Raw genomic sequence first — 17,841 nt, 5'->3', positions numbered from 1 at the left:
CTCACGAAGGGGCCAGTGAAGTCAGCGCAAATCGCTTTTTAACTCAGGTGTTTAAAAGACACCTTCAGACACGCCTTCAAGGCTACAAATTCTTGCGCCTTTGCCTACAGCTACGCCAGAATCCGCCGGCTTGTGCGCCTTGGGGTCGGGTTCTATTGTGGTGCGGTCGCTGACGAATCAGCGATCGGGTTTAGCGACTCGAATTCAAGTCAAAGGTGCATCGGCGTTCCAGGCTTCGTTGCGGATCTGTATTTTCGCGATTTCGTCATGGTGGCTGTATGCGGGAGACCTTCGGGTCTGCCGGGTGCCTTTGACCGGTTCGCTAACCTGCGTACAGCCGCCACCCCTCCTGTTTAGCGACAGGTTGTAGCGGCTCCACTTCAAAGGAGTCTCACCATGATCAAACCAACACCCAACCCACCCGAAACCGACCCCACCTCCCCCTACGAATCCCTCGATTCAAAAAAACTCCACGAAGCCGCCGACCGCGCCCTCGATCACTACCTCTGCCCACCTGGCTCCACCCCACCACCGCGTAAAACCCGCCGGATGTACGCCGTCACCGCCGACTTCAAAAACGAGGAACTGCTGGCCGATGCCAGCGAAACACTCGCCTCCGCCAGAACCATCGCCCATGACTTTGCTCATCTCATCCCCGCGTCGCAGCGCAGGACGCTGCTGGGGATTGCGCAACTGATCATGCTGGGGGAGTTGGCGGTGAATCGGGTGATGGATAATCTGGAGTTGCCGCAGTAGCGCCTCCCCCGATCAGATCGTTCCCACGTTCCTGCGCGGGGATGCCTCAACGGGCGCTCCGCGTTCGGCTCTGAAGGGACGCGGAGCGTCCCGGGCTGCATTCCTTTGCTGCGCGTGGGAACGATCAAGACAGAAAAGCCCGCCGTCCCGTATCAACCGGGACGGCGGGCTTTTCGCTGGACAAAGACCTACGCCGTTAATACCTGCTCAGGCGCAATGGGTCCGAAGCTGAGAGTGTTGCCTTTCAAGTAGCGTCCGCCCTTGAGCAATAACGTACCTTCGATTTCGACAACCTCTTCCTGCGTGTACATAAAGGTCACTATCGATACAGGCGTCCTGCGCCACGGCCACCACCAGGATCCTCTGAAACGCTGCTCTATCAGAGTAATCGCCCAATCGAACGGGATGATGGGAAGATCTTCAATCCTGATCTGGCGGCCCGGGTCTTCCCAGCGAAAATATTGCTGCGCAGTGATCAGCAAGTGATCGACTCTGGACTCAAACACGGGTTTGGCGTAGCGCCACTCCATATCATGGTTGATCCAGCCATCCAGATAGTTAGCCGGGTCGGTAAAGAGTTCGAAAAACGTCGCGTTATTCACGATTTTCCCGGCAGCGGGCCCAATGACCTCGTAATGGAGGTGAGCTGCCAGGCCCTTCACTTGCGGCCGCACTGCATTGGTCGTTACGTCAAAGAAGTTTGCACTGTAGAGGTGGGCCATTTGCTTGAAATGGGTGAAATCAAGGAACAGTTTGAACGTCACGGTATAACCGATCGAGCGATCATCAGGACACTCTTTCATTTCCCCTGAAACGAACTCGACCTCCATGCCTTGCAGCTTTCTACCCGGTATATCTGCCATGCTCGCGTCCTCTGACTGATGATTCGCCCCTCCCGCGAACTCACGTCCGTAAGGCTGAAGCGCTGCTATCGGGATCTTTTATGAATATCCCCGAAGCGATGACAACCTTTTGAAGCGGGGCCGTCTACTGTCAGAGTTGACAGGTGCATATGCTTTTCAGACAAACGGTAAGCATTGGTTATCGGGGACAGATCACTTCTTCACCCAGACCGTCGTCCGACTGTTCACCCGCGTACAGCCGCCACCGCCACGCAAAACCCGCCGAATGTACGCCGTTACCGCCGACTTCAAAAACGAGGAACTGCTGGCCGATGCCAGCGAAACGCTCGCCTCAACCAGAACCATCGCCCATGACTTCGCCCACCTCATACCCCGCGTCGCAGCGCAGGACGCTGTTGGGGATTGCGCAATTGATCATGCTCGGGGAGCTGGCGGTGAATCGGGTGATGGATAATCTGGAGTTGCCGCAGTAGCGACACGCGATGATCGTTCCCACGCTCCTGCGTGGGAATGCCTCAACGGCCGCTCCGCGTTCGGCTTTGGAAGGGACGCGGAGCGTCCCGGGCTGCATTCCTTTGCTGCGCGTGGGAACGATCATAAAAAACCGCCGCCCGTTTTCAGCGGCTTTGCGATCGATTACTCAATACCGAAGAATTTTCACTTTTCCATTCTTGTTCCTGGGTAATTCGAACTCGACCTCGCCGCCCACTTTGACGTTCGCCTGCCGGGCATCGGCCAATGGAATGCTGAAGCGGTATTCTTTGGCGGTCAGAAAAAAAACCGTGGCTTCGGCAAACGAAAGACAGCGTCCCGATTGCTTCGGCGTGATGGTGCCGCTTCCGGTTTTTTCATCATAACTGCTGAAAATACCTTTCATTGTCGTGCTCCCTTGCACTCGCTCGCATGACCGCACCAGGTTCGCGGCGCCACCTTGCATCAAACTGCAAAATCACGGCAAGCACACCTGTCAGAGTTGACAGTGAAGGGAGATCTCAGACCAATGGCTGCAAAGCACCGTCAGGAATCGCGACGCAGATCCGGCGGAATCGGCAAATCATCCTTAAGCGGATCCGGCCGTTTGCCCTTGCCAGCGCGGTACTGGCGGATCTGGTAGACGTAAGCCAGTACCTGAGCCACCGCCAGATACAGCCCGCCGGGGATTTCCTGCTCGAGTTCGGTGGAGTAATAGATCGAACGCGCCAGCCCCGGCGATTCGAGGAGCATGACGTTGTTGGCGACGGCGATTTCGCGGATTTTCAACGCGAGGAAGTCGCTGCCCTTGGCCAGTAATATCGGCGCGCCGCCCTTCTCCGAGTCGTACTTGAGCGCGACGGCGTAGTGGGTCGGGTTGGTGATGACCACGTCGGCGTCGGGAATCGCTGCCATCATGCGGCGCTGGGACATTTCGCGCTGGGTCTGGCGGATGCGCTGTTTGACTTCCGGGCGACCTTCCTGGTCCTTGTGCTCGTCGCGCACTTCCTGCTTGGTCATCAGCAGTTTCTTGTGCGCTTCCCAGAGCTGCACCGGCACGTCGACGGCGGCAATGATGATCAGGCCGCAGGCCAGCCACAAGGTACTCCAGCCCACCAGCGTGACGCTGTGAATGATCGCCATTTCCAGCGGCTCGTGGGCGATACGCAACAAGTCATCGACGTCCGCCGACAACACCACCAACGCCACACCCAAGGTAATCAGAAACTTGGCCAGCGCCTTGAGCAGCTCGACCACAGCCTTGAACGAAAACATCCGTTTGAGGCCTGCCGCCGGGTTCATCCGGCTGAACTTGGGGGCCAAGGAACCCGCCGCAAACAGCCAGCCACCGAGAGATATCGGCCCGATCAGCGCGGCCAGCAAAAGGGTGATCATGATCGGCTGGATCGCCACCAGCGCCATCTGGCCGGACTGCAACAGAAACGCGCCCATGGCGCCCTGATCCATGATCACCTCGCGCGAGAGCGTGAAGTTCAGGCGCATCAGCTCCATCAGGTCTTCGGCCAGCATGCCGCCGAACACCAGCAGCGCGCCGGCGCCGGCCATCATCACGGCGAGGGTGTTGAGCTCTTTGGAACGGGCAATCTCACCCTTCTCACGGGAATCTTTTTTGCGTTTGTCCGTGGGGTCTTCTGTTTTGTCCTGACCGCTTTCGCTCTCTGCCATGACTCAGCGCGCCCGTGCCAGTTCGCGTAGCAGCTGCAAGGCTTCAGTGGCCAGCGGCTGATACTGATTGAGAATGTCCGCCAGACCAACCCAGACGATAAACAGGCCGAGGACCAAGGTCAGCGGAAAACCGATGGAAAAAATGTTCAGTTGCGGCGCGGCGCGGGTCATCACGCCAAACGCGATGTTGACCACCAGCAGCGCCGTAACTGCCGGCAATACCAGCAACAGCGCTGCACCGAGGACCCAGCCGAGTTTGCCGGCCAGCTCCCAGTAATGCGCAGTCATCAGACCGCTGCCGACCGGTAGCGTGGTGAAGCTCTCGGTGAGCACCTCGAAGACCACCAGATGGCCGTTCATCGACAGGAACAGCAACGTGACGAGCATAGTGAAGAACTGCCCGATCACCGCCACCGAAACGCCGTTGGCCGGGTCGACCATCGAGGCGAAGCCCATACCCATCTGGATCGCGACAATCTGCCCCGCCACGGCAAACGCCTGGAAAAACAGCTGCAGGGAAAACCCGAGCACGGCACCGACCAGGATCTGCTCGGCAATCAGCATCAAGCCACTCAGGTCGAGCGGGCTGACCGGCGGCATCGGCGGCAGGCTCGGCACGATCGCCACGGTAATGGCCACGGCGAAATACAGGCGCACCCGCCGCGACACCAGGGTGGTGCCGAACACCGGCATGACCATCAGCATCGATGCCACGCGAAACAGCGGCAACATGAACGAGGCCACCCAGGTACTGATCTGGGTGTCGGTCAGCTGAAGCAGCGATTGCATGGCTTAGCCGATGACCATCGGGATGTTTTTGTACAACTGGATGATGTATTCCATGAACGTCTGCACGATCCACGGACCACCGATGATCAACGTCACCAGCATCACCAGCAGACGCGGCAGGAAGCTCAGGGTCTGTTCGTTGATCTGGGTCGCGGCCTGAAACATCGCCACCAACAAGCCGACCAACAGGCTCGGTACCACCAGAATCGCGACCATCAATGTGGTCAGCCAAAGGGCTTCACGAAAGATATCGACCGCAACTTCCGGCGTCATGGCGAGACACCTCCAAAACTGCTGGCCAGGGTGCCGATGATCAGCGCCCAGCCATCCACCAGCACGAACAGCATGATCTTGAACGGCAGCGAGATGATCAGCGGCGAGAGCATCATCATACCCATCGCCATCAGCACACTGGCCACGACGAGGTCGATGATCAGGAACGGAATGAAGATCATGAAGCCGATCTGGAACGCGGTTTTAAGCTCGGAAGTGACGAACGCCGGCACCAGAATGGTCAGCGGCGCCTGATCCGGGGTGGCGATGTCGGTGCGCTTGGACAAACGCATGAACAGTTCGAGATCGCTGGTGCGGGTCTGCGCGAGCATGAAGTCCTTGATTGGCACCTGGGCCTTCTCCACCGCTTGCTGGGCGGTAAGGGTTTCCGCCAGATACGGTTGCAGCGCGTCCTTGTTCACCCGGTCGAACACCGGGGCCATGATGAACAGGGTCAGGAACAGCGCCATGCCGGTGAGGATCTGGTTCGACGGCGTCTGTTGCAGGCCGAGTGCCTGACGCAGGATCGAGAAGACGATGATGATCCGGGTGAAGCTGGTCATCAGAATCACGGCCGCCGGGATGAAGCTCAGCGCGGTCATGATCAGCAGGATCTGCAGACTGACCGAATACTCCTGCGCGCCGTCGGCGTTGGTGCCCAGCGTGATCGCCGGGATCGACAACGGATCGGCGGCGAACGCCAGTGGCGCGGCCAGCAACAGGGCCAGCGTCAAGACGATGCGTAGCGCACCCATTACTTCGTATCCTTCTGATCCTTGCCGAGAATCTTCAGCAGATGCTGGGCAAATTCCGGGGTCGCTTTTTCACTGGTCGCCGGCACGTCGACCGGTTCCTTGAGCACGTGCAGCGCGGTGATGGTGCCGGGGCTCAGACCGAGCAGGATCTGCTCGTTGCCGACCTGCACCAGCAGCAAGCGGTCACGCGGACTCAGTGCGCGTGAGCCGATCAGCTCGATCACTTGCCCCTTGCCTGCCGGCCCGGCCTGCTGCACCCGGCGCAACAGCCAGGCGAGGAAGAAGATCACGCCTAGCACCAGCAACAGGCCAAACACCAGTTGCGTCAGTTGCCCGGCCACGCCGCTGGTGACCATCGGCGCGGTGGCGGCAGGCACTGTCGTGGCTGTCGACGGCTCGGCAGCCAGCACGCTCAATGGCAATGCCAGCAGAGCCCAGAGAAACCGTTTCACTCAGCGCAGCTTCTTGATGCGTTCGCTTGGGCTGATCACGTCAGTCAGGCGGATGCCGAACTTCTCGTTGACCACCACCACTTCGCCATGCGCGATCAGCGTGCCGTTGACCAGCACGTCCAGCGGCTCGCCGGCCAGACGATCGAGTTCGATCACCGAACCCTGGTTCAGTTGCAGCAGGTTACGGATGTTGATGTCGGTGCTGCCCACTTCCATCGAGATCGATACCGGGATGTCGAGGATCACGTCCAGGTTCGGGCCGTCGAGGGTCACCGGATCGTTGTTCTTCGGCACGCTGCCGAACTCTTCCATCGGCAGACGCGAGCCGCCAGCTGCGTCGGCGGCCAGCAGGGCGTCGATGTCAGCTTGACCATCACCGGTTTCTTCCAGAGCCGCAGCCCATTCATCGGCCAGTGCCTGGTCGTCCTGGGCGTTCATATCGTCGTTCATCATTTGTCCTCGGCGGGCAAAAATTCAGTTAAAGGCTTGGGGATTTGAGCGCTGCTTCAGCGACGCTCGATCGGCTCGATCACCTGCAACGCGAGGTTGCCTTTGTGCGAGCCCATCTTGACCTTGAAGGCCGGCACGCCGTTGGCGCGCATGATCATTTCGTCCGGCATCTCGACCGGGATCACATCGCCCGGCTGCATGTGCAGGATGTCGCGCAGCTTCAGCTGGCGGCGCGCCACGGTGGCACCGATCGGCACATCGACATCGAGCACGTCCTGACGCAGCGCGTTGACCCAGCGCTCGTCCTGATCGTCGAGGTCCGACTGGAAACCGGCGTCGAGCATTTCGCGCACCGGCTCGATCATCGAGTACGGCATGGTCACGTGCAGATCGCCGCCACCGCCGTCGAGTTCGATATGGAACGTGGAGACCACGATCGCTTCGCTCGGGCCGACGATGTTGGCCATGGCCGGGTTCACTTCCGAGTTGATGTACTCGAAATTGACTTCCATGATCGCCTGCCAGGCTTCCTTCAAATCGACGAAGGCCTGCTCCAGCACCATGCGCACCACGCGCAGTTCGGTCGGGGTGAATTCACGCCCCTCGATCTTGGCGTGACGACCGTCGCCGCCGAAGAAGTTGTCCACCAGTTTGAACACCAGTTTGGCGTCAAGGATGAACAGCGCGGTGCCGCGCAACGGTTTGATCTTGACCAGGTTGAGGCTGGTCGGTACGTACAGCGAGTGCACGTATTCGCCGAACTTCATCACCTGTACGCCACCGACGGCAACGTCCGCCGAGCGGCGCAGCATGTTGAACATGCTGATGCGGGTGTAACGGGCAAAACGCTCGTTGATCATTTCCAGAGTCGGCATGCGTCCACGGACGATGCGATCCTGGCTGGTCAGGTCGTAGCTTTTGACACTGCCGGGTTCGGCAGCGTTATCGGTCTGTACCAGACCATCGTCGACGCCATGCAACAGCGCATCGATTTCATCCTGGGACAGCAGATCCTGCACGGCCATGTCGTGTTCCTACTGCAGTACGAAATTAGTGAAAAGCAACTGTTCGATCACCACTTTGCCCAGCTCTTTCTGCGCCACTTCCTGGACGCTGGCTGTGGCCTTCTGGCGCAACATCTCCTGGCCGACCGGGGTCGCCAAGGTGGCGAAATCCTGACCGGAGAAGAGCATCACCAGGTTGTTGCGGATCACCGGCATGTGCACTTTGAGCGCTTCCAGATCGGCCTGATTACGCGCCAGCATGGTGATGCTCACCTGCATGTAGCGCTGACGGCCGTTCTGGTTGTAGTTGGCAACGAAGGCTGGCGCCATCGGCTCGAAAATCGCTGGCTGCTTGCCGACGGGCGCTGCATCGGCGGCCTCGGCAGGCTTGCTCTGGGCACTGTGCATGAAGAACCAGGTCGCCCCCACGGATGCGCCAATGGCCAATAGCAACGCCAGCACGATCACAATGATCAGCTTGAGTTTGCCTTTGGTTGCGGGGTCTTTCACTGCTGCTGTTTCGCTCTTCGCCATGCCAATAATCCGTCACTATTCGGGTTTTCACAGTCGCACGGCAAGGCAAGAGCAAGTGTTATGCCAGAAGTGTCGGTTGCAGCTCAGACAACGAGAAAGTCAATAGCCACCCTCACCCCAGCCCTCTCCCCGAGGGAGAGGGAGCCGACCGAGTTGCTTTGTCGTGATACGTCGACCTGAAAGACCGAGTCGATTAGGGAGTCATCCATCAAGTCTTGGCGATCATGGATTCACAGACGCTATTTTCAAGTCGGTGTAAATCTCCAATATCCCCCGATCAGTCCCCTCTCCCTCTGGGAGAGGGCTAGGGTGAGGGGCTCTTGATTTGATCAGGCGTAATAGTCGACGGCGCTGGTGCCAATCACGCTGGTGGTTTGAGCAGCGGCTTCAGCAATGGCGGCAGGCGCCAACTCCTCATCCGCCGAGTCGAGGCGACCGCCGGCAGCGCTGGTGCGACCACTCTGGCCCTGCTGTGCCTGCTCCTGGCCTTGCTGCCCCTGCCAGCCACGGTTCTGGTCGGAGACATTGACGTCGACCTGGCCCATGCCCTGCTGGTTGAACATGTCGCGCAGGCGATGCATCTGACCATCCAGCGCTTCACGCACGCTCGGGTGCGCACTCATGAACGTCACTTGCGTCTGCTGATCCGGGACCATGTTCACGCGGATATCCAGGCGCCCCAGTTCGGCCGGTTGCAACTGAATATCCGCCGCCTTGAGGTTGGCGCTCGACAGATACATGACGCGGTTGACCACTTCTTCAGTCCAGCCGCTCTGATGCATGGCGATCGGCTGATTTACCGGCACCGCGTTCGCGGTCTTCGGCGTGGCGGCTTGAGTCAATGCCGCCAGACGGTTGGCGAAGTCATCCACGCGGGTATCGCTGGTCGCCGTCTTGAGATCTTTGAGGCCATCGTCGATCAAACCACTGAAGGCTTTTTCGCCGCCCTGGCTGGTGCTGTCCTTGTCGGCTTGCACGTCAAGCATGCTGGCCATGCCGGCGGCGAAGTTCTGCGCCGCAGTCAATTCGCCGTCAGCCTGAGCCTGAGCCGGCGAAGCCTTCGGTTGCGCCTGGCTGGCAGCGGAAATGTGCCCGCCCTGCTCCATCGCCATACGCACGGCCGGCATCGAGTCGAGCGGATCGGCCGAAGGGTCGAAATCGCTGTCGGTGGTCGGTGCCGGATCTTTGACCACTCCCGGCAACACGGCGAGCGCGGGGTTTTCAGCTTCAGGCTGGACGGCGGCCGGGGCTTGCACCACTGGCGTGGTGACAACCGGCTGCACAGCGACGGCCAATGCCGGATCAAGTGTCGGGTCAACCGGTGCCGCATCAACCACTGGCGTCTGGGCAGTATTGGTACTGTCGTCGCTGCTGGCGGATGTGTCATCGCTAGCTGCGGTTTTATCGGCAGGCAAGTCGTTGCCGCTATCGGCAACCGCCGGTTGCGCAGCGGCAGACGGATCCTTGCCGACATCCTTTTTGCCACTGCTGTCAGCGACTTTGTCGCGCGACGCCTTGGGCGAATTATCGGTGCTTGCGACTGGCTTGCTCGGTCCCTGATCGGCGAACACTTTTGCGAAGCTTGAGGCCTTATCCCCGGTATCTACGGCCATGGCCGACGTTTTCGCAGAGGCGGCTTGCGCCTTGGCCTGAGCGGCGTTCTGAAGAAGGATGTTGGGGGTCGCAGGCATGAAACGGTCTCCGCTGCACTGGGATCGTAGGTACAGTTGCGGAGATAGCTGCAAGTGCCGGGCCAGTTTTGTCCGGCGCTTGAGAAAAGCGCCGGACGGCGGGATCAGTGAGTCAACGCGTGCTGTCGCTCGTCTTCGTAAACCGGGCGGACATCTGCGAACTCGCCACTGATGTCAGCCACCAGCCTGGCGATTTCCGAGGGGCTTTTATCTTTGGCTTCCGATTCCAGCTCCTGGCAGAGCGCCGCCAAGCGGACAGCTCCCATATTGCTGGCGCTGCCCTTGAAGCTATGGGCCACTTCCGACAACACCTTGGCATCCGCTGTTTTTTGCAGCACAACCAAGCGACTTTCGGAATCCGTCAGAAAGGTATCCAGAAGCTCCGGATAACCCTCCTCCATGACTTCGCGCAGTACGCTCAGCGCCTCGCGATCAATATGTGTGTCAGCCACTTGCTCACTCCTTGATCAAGAATTGCGCGGATTATGCCTCAACCTCCCAGGAAAACTCCACGCGAGCACTACGACCTTCGTCCGACCAACTGGCGTTGCGCCCCAATTGCCGGACCAGACTGACGCCACGTCCCGACAAACGGACTCCGTCCAGCGGTCGCTCCATGACTCGCGCTACATCAAAACCCTTGCCGCTGTCTTCAACCCGAATCACCAGACAACCGCCCTCGCCTTGTGGCTGCACCTGCAAATGCACGCGCACGAAACCGTCCTGCAGCGCCTCCAGCCGATCGTTGCGCTGCTGGTAGTAGCGAGCGAACCCCGCCGCATCGCGCTTGAGACTGGAATCCAGACCGAGCACGCCATGCTCCAGCGCATTGGAATACAACTCGGCCAGCACACTGTACAAAGCACCACTCTGCGCCCGCAGCCCATGCACCTCAAGCAGCAACTGCAACAGGTACGGCAACGGATTGAAACGTTTTAGCGTCGCGCCACGGAATTCGAAGCTCACCGACCAGTCCAGCGGACAAGACTGGCCGCTGTCGGAGTACACCGGTGCCGACGGCTTGACCTGCGCCGGTTCCAGCAGGCTGACCTCAACCATGCTGATATCGTCGCGCGCCTCGCCGCGAAAATCCCGCAGCGCCTGCTCGATGTCCTCGAACAAGCGATCCGGCTCGCGGTTGGCGGCGAACACCTGCTGCAAGCGCTCGACGCCGAACAGTTGATCACTGGCATCACTGGTGTCGATGACGCCGTCGGACAACAGGAACACCCGATCACCAGCGGCCATCGGATGCACTTCCGTACGGTCGTCGAACGCCTGCGCACTCAGCACACCCAGTGGCAAGTGCCGCGCTGCCAGCGGTACACGCTCACCGCTGGCGATCCGATGCAGATAACCGTCAGGCATGCCGCCGTTCCACACTTCGACTGAACGTCGCTGAAAACTCAGGCACAGCAACGTGGCGCAGCAGAACATGTCCACCGGCAGGATGCGTTTGAGCTTGGCGTTCATTTCGCGCAGGGTTTCCGCCAGGCCGTAACCCTTGGCGGTCATGCCATAAAACACTTCGGCCAAGGGCATCGCCCCGACCGCTGCTGGCAGGCCATGACCGGTGAAATCGCCCAACAGCACATGCATGTCGCCCGCCGGCGTGTAGGCCGCCAGTAGCAGATCACCGTTGAACAAGGCATACGGTGATTGCAGATAACGGATATTCGCCGCGCTCAGGCAGCCGGAGTGCGCAACCTTGTCGAACACCGCTTTGGCCACGCGCTGTTCGTTGAGCAGATAATCATGATGTTTAGCGATCAGGTCGCGCTGTTGCAGAACCGTTGCCTGCAAACGGCGCAAGCGATCCATCGCCTTGATTTTGGCGGCAAGGATCACCTGGTTGTAAGGCTTCGCCAGAAAGTCGTCACCACCGGCTTCAAGACAACGGGCCAGCGCTTCGCTTTCGGTCAGCGACGTCAGGAAGATGATCGGCACAAGAGTTTCACCGGCCAACGCCTTGATCTGCCTTGCGGCCTCAAAGCCGTCCATGACCGGCATCATCGCGTCCATCAAGACCAGATCGGGTTGTTGCCGACGAAACAGATCGACCGCCTCGGCACCATTGGCCGCCGTCAGGACTTCGTGACCCTGGCGGCGGACGATGGTCGACAGCAATAAGCGATCGGCGGCGCTGTCTTCGGCGATCAGGATCGTCAGCGGCTCTTGCACCTGCATGGCCGTCAAGTGATGTCGAAGAGTTTGTCGAAATTGGAGATGGCGAGGATCTTGCGCACGTCGGAGCTGCTGTTGACTACTCGCACGTCCGAGTGATCGCCGCCGGCGTGATCCCGCAGCAGAAGCAGCATGCCCAGTGCCGAGCTGTCGAGGTAGGTGGCTTCTTTCAGATCGACCACGATGGAGTCAGGCTTCTTGGGAAGTCGCTCATAGGACTCGCGAAACTCCTGATGGCGACCAAAATCAAAACGACCCTTGACCAAAATCGTCAGTTTTTGACCATCTGGAGAGACTTCTGTAACGACTGACATTGACTGGCTTCCTTGTCATTGACGAACCTGTACAAGGTTTAGCACTTGGACAGGGTTGCAGCAAGGCGCAACGCAGGAACAAATGTGGGAGCGAGCCTGCTCGCGAAGGCGTCGTGCCAGTCAACAATTGAGTCAACTGACCGAATGCATTCGCGAGCAGGCTCGCTCCCACAGGGTCTGGCGGTGCGTTTTAGAACGGATTCTGCCGCGGTAACCGCTGGGACAGTTCATCAAGCAACTTCTGCTCGCGCTTGTCTTCAAGGCGCTGCGCCTCTTCGCGATAACGCTGTACCAGTTTGCGCAGCCCTTCGACCTTGGCGAACGCCTGTTGCCATTCCTCACGGGCCTTTTCGAGTTTGTTCTGGTGCCAGACCAGGCTCTGGCGCTGCTGATCAACCGCCGTGTCGAGTTGCGCCAGAAAGCCCTGAAAACCCAGCAGCCATTGGCCGGTCACGCCTGTGGCGCCGCGTACGATCCATTGCTCGGAGTAGTCCAGACGGAAGGCATTGAGGTCGGCCAGTTTGCTTTCGGCGACCTTCACCTGCCCCTGAAAATAGCCCAGGCGTTGCACGGCGGTTTTCTCGGCCTGCTCGGCCATGTCCACCACCGGCGCCAGACGCGCGGCTCGACTGACAGTGGCCATGACCGGTTAGCCGCCCGCCGCCGGGGCAAACAGGGTTTCGAGGTAAGCCTGGCTTTCGCCCATGTTGATTTTGTCGTTGAGGCCCTGACGCTGATACCGGACCAACTGCGGTTGCAGGGAGATCGCCAGATCGGTCTCGCGGTCGCCACCGGCAACGTAGGCACCGACGCTGATCAGATCGCGGCTCTGCTGATAGCGCGACCACAACTGCTTGAAGTATTGCGCGCGCTGCATGTGTTCCGGCGAGACCACCGCCGGCATCACCCGGCTGATCGACGCTTCGATGTCGATGGCCGGATAGTGTCCTTCCTCCGCCAGACGCCGGGACAGCACGATGTGGCCGTCGAGCACGCCTCGCGCCGAGTCGGCAATCGGATCCTGCTGGTCATCGCCTTCGGACAACACGGTGTAGAACGCGGTAATCGAACCACCGCCCTTCTCCGCATTACCGGCACGCTCGACGAGTTTCGGCAACTTGGCGAACACCGACGGCGGATAACCCTTGGTCGCCGGCGGCTCGCCGATTGCCAGGGCGATTTCCCGCTGCGCCTGAGCGAAACGGGTCAGCGAATCCATCAGCAACAGGACGTTCTTGCCCTTGTCGCGGAAATATTCGGCGATGCGCGTGCAGTACATCGCTGCGCGCAGACGCATCAGCGGCGCATCGTCCGCTGGCGAGGCAACCACGACGGAGCGTTTGAGGCCTTCTTCACCGAGGCTGTGCTCGATGAATTCCTTAACTTCTCGACCCCGCTCACCGATCAGACCAACGACGATAATGTCGGCCTCGGTGAAGCGCGTCATCATGCCCAGCAATACCGATTTACCGACACCGGTACCGGCAAACAGACCCAGACGCTGGCCACGCCCGACCGTCAGCAAACCGTTGATGCAACGGATACCGACGTCGAGCGGCACGCTGATCGGGTCACGGTTCAGCGGGTTGATCGTCGGGCCGTCCATCGGCACCCAGTCTTCGGCTTTCATGCCACCCTTGCCATCCAGCGCACGGCCGGCGCCGTCAAGCACACGACCGAGCATGCTCATGCCCATCGGCAAACGCCCGGTATCAGCCAGTGGCACCACACGGGCACCCGGGGCGATGCCGGCGACGCTGCCGACCGGCATCAGAAAGACTTTGCTGCCGGAAAACCCCATGACTTCCGCTTCCACCTGGGACGGGTGATAGCTGTCGTCATTGATCACCAGGCAACGTGTGCCCATGGCCGCGCGCAAGCCTTCGGCTTCGAGGGTGAGGCCGACCATGCGCAGCAGGCGACCTTCAAGAATCGGCGCGCCGGCAATCTCGGTGGCCTCAGCGTAAGTGCTCAGGCGCTTGGCGAAACTGGTGCGTTCAAGGCGCATCGGGTTCGTCCGCGAGCGGCTCTTCAGGCAAGGACGCCGGTTTTACGTCTTCTGCAATGTCCAGGCTCAGATCCGCTTCAGCCGGGTGCAAAGCCTGTTCGTGCAACTGATCGAACAGCTTGTCCATGACCTGACCAACGCGGGTTTCGATGCTGGCATCGATGCGGCTGTGCTCGGTTTCAACCCGGCAGCCGCCCGGCAACAGCGATTCGTCTTCGACGATGCGCCAGGTTTCCTCATGGCGCTCGCGCAGAGCCTTGGCTTGCTCGAAGTCCTGCGGATTGACGTACAGACGCACGTTGTCGACGCCCAGCGGCAACAGCTTGAGCGCATCGCGCATGACGTGTTCGATCTGGCTGGAATCGATGGCCAGTTCGCGCTTGATCACCTGTTTGGTGATGTGTTGCACGAGGTCGACCAACGATTTTTCGATCTGCGTGTCTTGCTCAGCGATGGGTTCGAACAGGTTCGCCATCAACTGCTCAAGGCTGGCAAGTTTTGCCGCCAGCGCCACTTCAGCTTCCTGACGGACCTTGAGCGTGGCGCTGTGAAAACCTTCCTTTTCGCCGATGCCGAAGCCTTCGTTGTAAGCCTCCTGACGGATGCTTTCGAGTTCTTCCAGGGTCAGTGGCTGGACTTCTTCCAGCGGCACTTCTTCCATTTCCGGCGGTTCGGGCTCCGGCTCGGGCTCGGGTTCCGGTTTCGGCGGGTCGAAGCTGGGCATGGCCCAGGATTCGAAACCACGGACATCGCGGGCACGGATCAGATCCGTCACATCGTCGTCGTGCTTGTCCATGGGCTTAGATCATTTCCTCGCCACCTTTGCCACCGAGTACGATTTCGCCGGCTTCGGCCATACGACGGGCAATGGTGAGGATTTCTTTCTGCGCGGTTTCGACGTCGCTGACGCGCACCGGGCCTTTGGCCTCGAGGTCGTCACGCAACAGTTCGGCAGCACGTTTGGACATGTTCTTGAAGATCTTCTCTTTGACGCCTTCGTCCGAACCCTTGAGGGCCAGCACCAGCACGTCGGAAGACACTTCGCGCAGCAACGCCTGGATGCCACGGTCGTCGACATCGGCAAGGTTGTTGAACACGAACATGAGGTCTTCGATCTGACCGGACAGGTCTTCGTCGACTTCGCGGATCGAGTCCATGAGCTGGCCTTCGATCGAGCTGTCGAGGAAGTTCATGATGTCCGCCGCACGCTTGATGCCACCCAGGGTGGTGCGCGAGGCATTCGAGTTGCCGGAGAACTGCTTCTCGAGAATCTGGTTGAGCTCTTTCAGTGCTGCTGGCTGCACGGTGTTCAACGACGACACGCGCAGAATGATGTCCAGACGCACCTTGTGGTCGAAGTTGCCGAGCACTTCACCGGCCTGATCCGGGTCGAGGTACGCGACCACGATCGCCTGGATCTGCGGGTGTTCGTAACGGATCACGTCGGCAACGGCGCGCGGCTCCATCCATTTCAGGCTGTCGAGGCCGCTGGTGTTGCCACCGAGCAGGATGCGGTCGATCAGGCCGTTGGCCTTGTCTTCACCCAGGGCTTGGGTGAGCATTTTGCGCACGTAGTCGTCGGAACCGACGCCGAGGCTGGTCTGGTCGCCGACGATGTCGACGAACTCGCTCATGACCTGCTCGACCTGCTCGCGATGGACGTTGCCCATCTGCGCCATGGCCACGCCGACGCGCTGAACCTCTTTCGGGCCCATGTGGCGCAGCACTTGCGCGGCATCGGTCGAACCCAGGGACAGCAGCAGAATCGCGGCTTTGTCGACCTTGTTCAGTTTGACTGTTGCGGCTCGGTTATCACTCATCTGCGTTAATCCACTCTTTCACGACCTGAGCCACGCGACCCGGATCCTCGGCCACCAGACTCTTGATTGCATTCAGTTGCGCGTCATAACCCTCACTTGGGCTCGGCAACAGAATGCTCTGCGGACCACCGAGGCTCACGCGGTCGTTGGAAAGTTCGCCGTCCAGGCCGCCCATCCCGCCGAGTTCCACGTCGCTGCCAAGACCGGCCAGCTCCTTGCCTTTGCCGCCGCCGGTGATGTTGTTGAGCACCGGACGCAGCACACCAAACACCAGCACCAGAATGAACAACACACCCAGCACTTGTTTGACGATGTCCCAGAACCATGGCTGGGAGTAGAACGGAATATCGGCAATCACTTCGCCGCGCTCGGCGGAGAACGGCATGTTGATCACGCTGACGCTGTCGCCACGGCTGGCGTCGAAACCGACGGCGTCCTGAACCAGACGGGTGAAGCGCGCCAATTCGTCGGCGCTCCACGGCGCACGGGTGGTTTCGCCGTTGGCCGCGTTGACCTTGACCTGATCGTCGACCACCACCGACACCGACAGTCGATTCAGGCGACCCTGCTGCTGTTTGGTGTGGCTGATGGAACGGTCGAGTTCGAAGTTCTTGGTCGATTGCTGACGCTTGTCCGCCGGGTACGGCGCGAGCATCGGCTGGCCGGTGGCCGGATCCATGATCTGCTGACCATTGGCATCGACCAATGGCTGACCTGGCTGCACCATCGCGGCCGGCGCGGCGGCGCCACCGGTGGTTTGCGGTGCCGAGGCTGGCGACGGCGGCTGGTTGCTCAGGGCACCCGGCACACCTTGCGGGCCATTGCTGGCGGTACGTTGTTCGTTGACCGACTGCTCGCTGCGCAACGCCGGTTGATCCGGGTTGAACTGCTCGGCTGTGGATTCGACGGCATTGAAATCGATATCGGCCGAGACTTCAGCCTTGTAGCGATCGTTGCCCAATACCGGTTGCAGAATGTTGTGCACGCGCTGGGTGAGCATGCTTTCCATGCGACGGCTGTAGTCGAACTGCTTGCCGGCCATGGTCATTTCGGAGTTTTCCGCCTGATCGGAGAGCAGGTTGCCCTTCTGATCGACGACGGTGATCTGCGATTTGCTCAGCTCGGGAACGGAAGTCGCCACCAGGTTGATGATCGCAATCACCTGACCCGGCTCCAGCGAACGACCGGAATACAACTCGACCAGGACCGAAGCGCTTGGCTTGCGCTCATCACGCACGAACACCGAACTCTTCGGAATCGCCAGGTGCACGCGGGCACCCTTGACGTTGTTCAGGCTGGAAATGGTCCGCGCCAGTTCACCTTCGAGGCCGCGGCGATAACGCGTCGCTTCCATGAACTGGCTGGTGCCCAGACCTTGTTCCTTGTCGAGGATTTCGAAACCGATGTTGCCGTCGCTGGGAGTGACACCAGCAGCAGCGAGTTTCATCCGCGCACGGGACAGGTCGTCGGCCTTGACCAGCAAGGCGCCGGAATTCGGTTCGACGTTGTAAGGAATGTCGGCGGCGGCCAGGGTTTCCATGACCTGCTTGGCGTCCATGCCGGCAAGGCTGCCGTACAACGGGCGGTAATCCGGTTGCTGCGACCACAGCACCACGGCAAAGCCAATCGCCACGCTCGCAGCCAGGCCGACCAACAGGCCCACCTGACGCAGCATGGTCATCTCGGAGAGGTTTTCCAGGAAGGACAGGCCGAACAGCGGCGGTTTGCCGTCTATCGGGGTGGCCTTGGCCGGAACGTTATCGGCGACTGCTTCTGCCATGACTCAATCTC

At 60.1% G+C, this 17,841-nt stretch carries 20 protein-coding genes and 1 pseudogene; 2 read left to right on the top strand and 19 right to left on the bottom strand.

Annotation, left to right across the window (positions count from 1 at the left end; translation table 11 throughout):
- Nucleotides 1-396 precede the first annotated feature (396 nt).
- Nucleotides 397-756, top strand: a complete 360-nt coding sequence (locus AB4N44_RS25360; RefSeq protein ID WP_102900463.1) for a DUF6124 family protein — start codon at nucleotides 397-399, stop codon at nucleotides 754-756.
- A gap of 188 nt (nucleotides 757-944) precedes the next feature.
- Here AB4N44_RS25360 and AB4N44_RS25355 read toward each other — a convergent pair whose 3' ends face one another.
- Complete coding sequence (locus AB4N44_RS25355) at nucleotides 945-1,619, bottom strand: hypothetical protein (RefSeq protein WP_460111540.1); 675 nt, start codon at nucleotides 1,617-1,619, stop codon at nucleotides 945-947.
- A gap of 241 nt (nucleotides 1,620-1,860) precedes the next feature.
- Between AB4N44_RS25355 and AB4N44_RS25350 the strand changes: the two are divergent.
- Nucleotides 1,861-2,092: pseudogene (locus AB4N44_RS25350) on the top strand (DUF6124 family protein); the annotation flags it as partial.
- A 167-nt stretch (nucleotides 2,093-2,259) separates the two neighbouring features.
- Here the strand turns inward: AB4N44_RS25350 and AB4N44_RS25345 are convergent.
- The 18 genes from AB4N44_RS25345 to fliF all read right to left on the bottom strand — a co-directional run bounded on the left by AB4N44_RS25345 (nucleotide 2,260) and on the right by fliF (nucleotide 17,830).
- Complete coding sequence (locus AB4N44_RS25345; RefSeq protein ID WP_460111542.1) at nucleotides 2,260-2,496, bottom strand: hypothetical protein; 237 nt, start codon at nucleotides 2,494-2,496, stop codon at nucleotides 2,260-2,262.
- 140 nt (nucleotides 2,497-2,636) lie between these two features.
- The gene (gene flhB / locus AB4N44_RS25340; protein ID WP_127926321.1) at nucleotides 2,637-3,776 is read right to left on the bottom strand and encodes a flagellar biosynthesis protein FlhB; all 1,140 of its coding nucleotides are present in this window, start codon (nucleotides 3,774-3,776) and stop codon (nucleotides 2,637-2,639) included.
- A gap of 3 nt (nucleotides 3,777-3,779) precedes the next feature.
- Complete coding sequence (gene fliR, locus AB4N44_RS25335; RefSeq protein WP_127926320.1) at nucleotides 3,780-4,565, bottom strand: flagellar biosynthetic protein FliR; 786 nt, start codon at nucleotides 4,563-4,565, stop codon at nucleotides 3,780-3,782.
- Nucleotides 4,566-4,568: 3 nt separating this feature from the next.
- A complete protein-coding gene (gene fliQ, locus AB4N44_RS25330) occupies nucleotides 4,569-4,838 on the bottom strand; it encodes a flagellar biosynthesis protein FliQ (protein ID WP_038363854.1) in 270 nt (89 codons plus the stop codon).
- Nucleotides 4,835-5,593, bottom strand: a complete 759-nt coding sequence (gene fliP, locus AB4N44_RS25325) for a flagellar type III secretion system pore protein FliP (protein WP_150649707.1) — start codon at nucleotides 5,591-5,593, stop codon at nucleotides 4,835-4,837. Before fliP ends, fliQ begins: the two co-directional genes overlap by 4 nt.
- Nucleotides 5,593-6,045 (bottom strand): flagellar biosynthetic protein FliO, encoded by a 453-nt coding sequence (gene fliO / locus AB4N44_RS25320; protein WP_127926319.1) that lies wholly within the window; start codon nucleotides 6,043-6,045, stop codon nucleotides 5,593-5,595. Before fliO ends, fliP begins: the two co-directional genes overlap by 1 nt.
- On the bottom strand, nucleotides 6,046-6,495 hold the full coding sequence (gene fliN / locus AB4N44_RS25315) for a flagellar motor switch protein FliN (RefSeq protein ID WP_095122682.1): 450 nt from the start codon (nucleotides 6,493-6,495) through the stop codon (nucleotides 6,046-6,048).
- 56 nt (nucleotides 6,496-6,551) lie between these two features.
- Complete coding sequence (fliM, locus tag AB4N44_RS25310) at nucleotides 6,552-7,520, bottom strand: flagellar motor switch protein FliM (RefSeq protein ID WP_007920032.1); 969 nt, start codon at nucleotides 7,518-7,520, stop codon at nucleotides 6,552-6,554.
- A gap of 9 nt (nucleotides 7,521-7,529) precedes the next feature.
- Complete coding sequence (gene fliL, locus AB4N44_RS25305; protein ID WP_007920033.1) at nucleotides 7,530-8,033, bottom strand: flagellar basal body-associated protein FliL; 504 nt, start codon at nucleotides 8,031-8,033, stop codon at nucleotides 7,530-7,532.
- A 329-nt stretch (nucleotides 8,034-8,362) separates the two neighbouring features.
- Entirely contained in the window at nucleotides 8,363-9,724 is a 1,362-nt protein-coding gene (locus AB4N44_RS25300) for a flagellar hook-length control protein FliK (RefSeq protein WP_460111544.1), read from the bottom strand.
- A gap of 104 nt (nucleotides 9,725-9,828) precedes the next feature.
- The gene (locus AB4N44_RS25295; RefSeq protein ID WP_127926317.1) at nucleotides 9,829-10,176 is read right to left on the bottom strand and encodes an Hpt domain-containing protein; all 348 of its coding nucleotides are present in this window, start codon (nucleotides 10,174-10,176) and stop codon (nucleotides 9,829-9,831) included.
- A gap of 31 nt (nucleotides 10,177-10,207) precedes the next feature.
- Nucleotides 10,208-11,911 (bottom strand): ATP-binding SpoIIE family protein phosphatase, encoded by a 1,704-nt coding sequence (locus tag AB4N44_RS25290; protein ID WP_150749248.1) that lies wholly within the window; start codon nucleotides 11,909-11,911, stop codon nucleotides 10,208-10,210.
- Nucleotides 11,912-11,916: 5 nt separating this feature from the next.
- Complete coding sequence (locus tag AB4N44_RS25285; protein WP_316917851.1) at nucleotides 11,917-12,222, bottom strand: STAS domain-containing protein; 306 nt, start codon at nucleotides 12,220-12,222, stop codon at nucleotides 11,917-11,919.
- Nucleotides 12,223-12,412: 190 nt separating this feature from the next.
- On the bottom strand, nucleotides 12,413-12,865 hold the full coding sequence (gene fliJ / locus AB4N44_RS25280; RefSeq protein WP_127926314.1) for a flagellar export protein FliJ: 453 nt from the start codon (nucleotides 12,863-12,865) through the stop codon (nucleotides 12,413-12,415).
- Nucleotides 12,866-12,871: 6 nt separating this feature from the next.
- Nucleotides 12,872-14,230, bottom strand: a complete 1,359-nt coding sequence (fliI, locus tag AB4N44_RS25275; protein ID WP_064119534.1) for a flagellar protein export ATPase FliI — start codon at nucleotides 14,228-14,230, stop codon at nucleotides 12,872-12,874.
- Nucleotides 14,220-15,026: a flagellar assembly protein FliH gene (gene fliH / locus AB4N44_RS25270; protein ID WP_460111548.1), complete on the bottom strand. Its 807-nt coding sequence runs from the start codon at nucleotides 15,024-15,026 to the stop codon at nucleotides 14,220-14,222. The genes fliI and fliH overlap by 11 nt, the downstream gene beginning before the upstream one ends.
- Nucleotides 15,027-15,030: 4 nt before the next feature.
- Nucleotides 15,031-16,050: a flagellar motor switch protein FliG gene (gene fliG / locus AB4N44_RS25265; protein ID WP_007920042.1), complete on the bottom strand. Its 1,020-nt coding sequence runs from the start codon at nucleotides 16,048-16,050 to the stop codon at nucleotides 15,031-15,033.
- Nucleotides 16,043-17,830: a flagellar basal-body MS-ring/collar protein FliF gene (fliF, locus tag AB4N44_RS25260; RefSeq protein WP_150749250.1), complete on the bottom strand. Its 1,788-nt coding sequence runs from the start codon at nucleotides 17,828-17,830 to the stop codon at nucleotides 16,043-16,045. The genes fliG and fliF overlap by 8 nt, the downstream gene beginning before the upstream one ends.
- Between the last annotated feature and the right edge of the window lie 11 nt (nucleotides 17,831-17,841).

The organism is Pseudomonas sp. S3_C06, from assembly GCF_054667675.1.
This window is presented reverse-complemented; position numbering and strand designations above follow the sequence as displayed.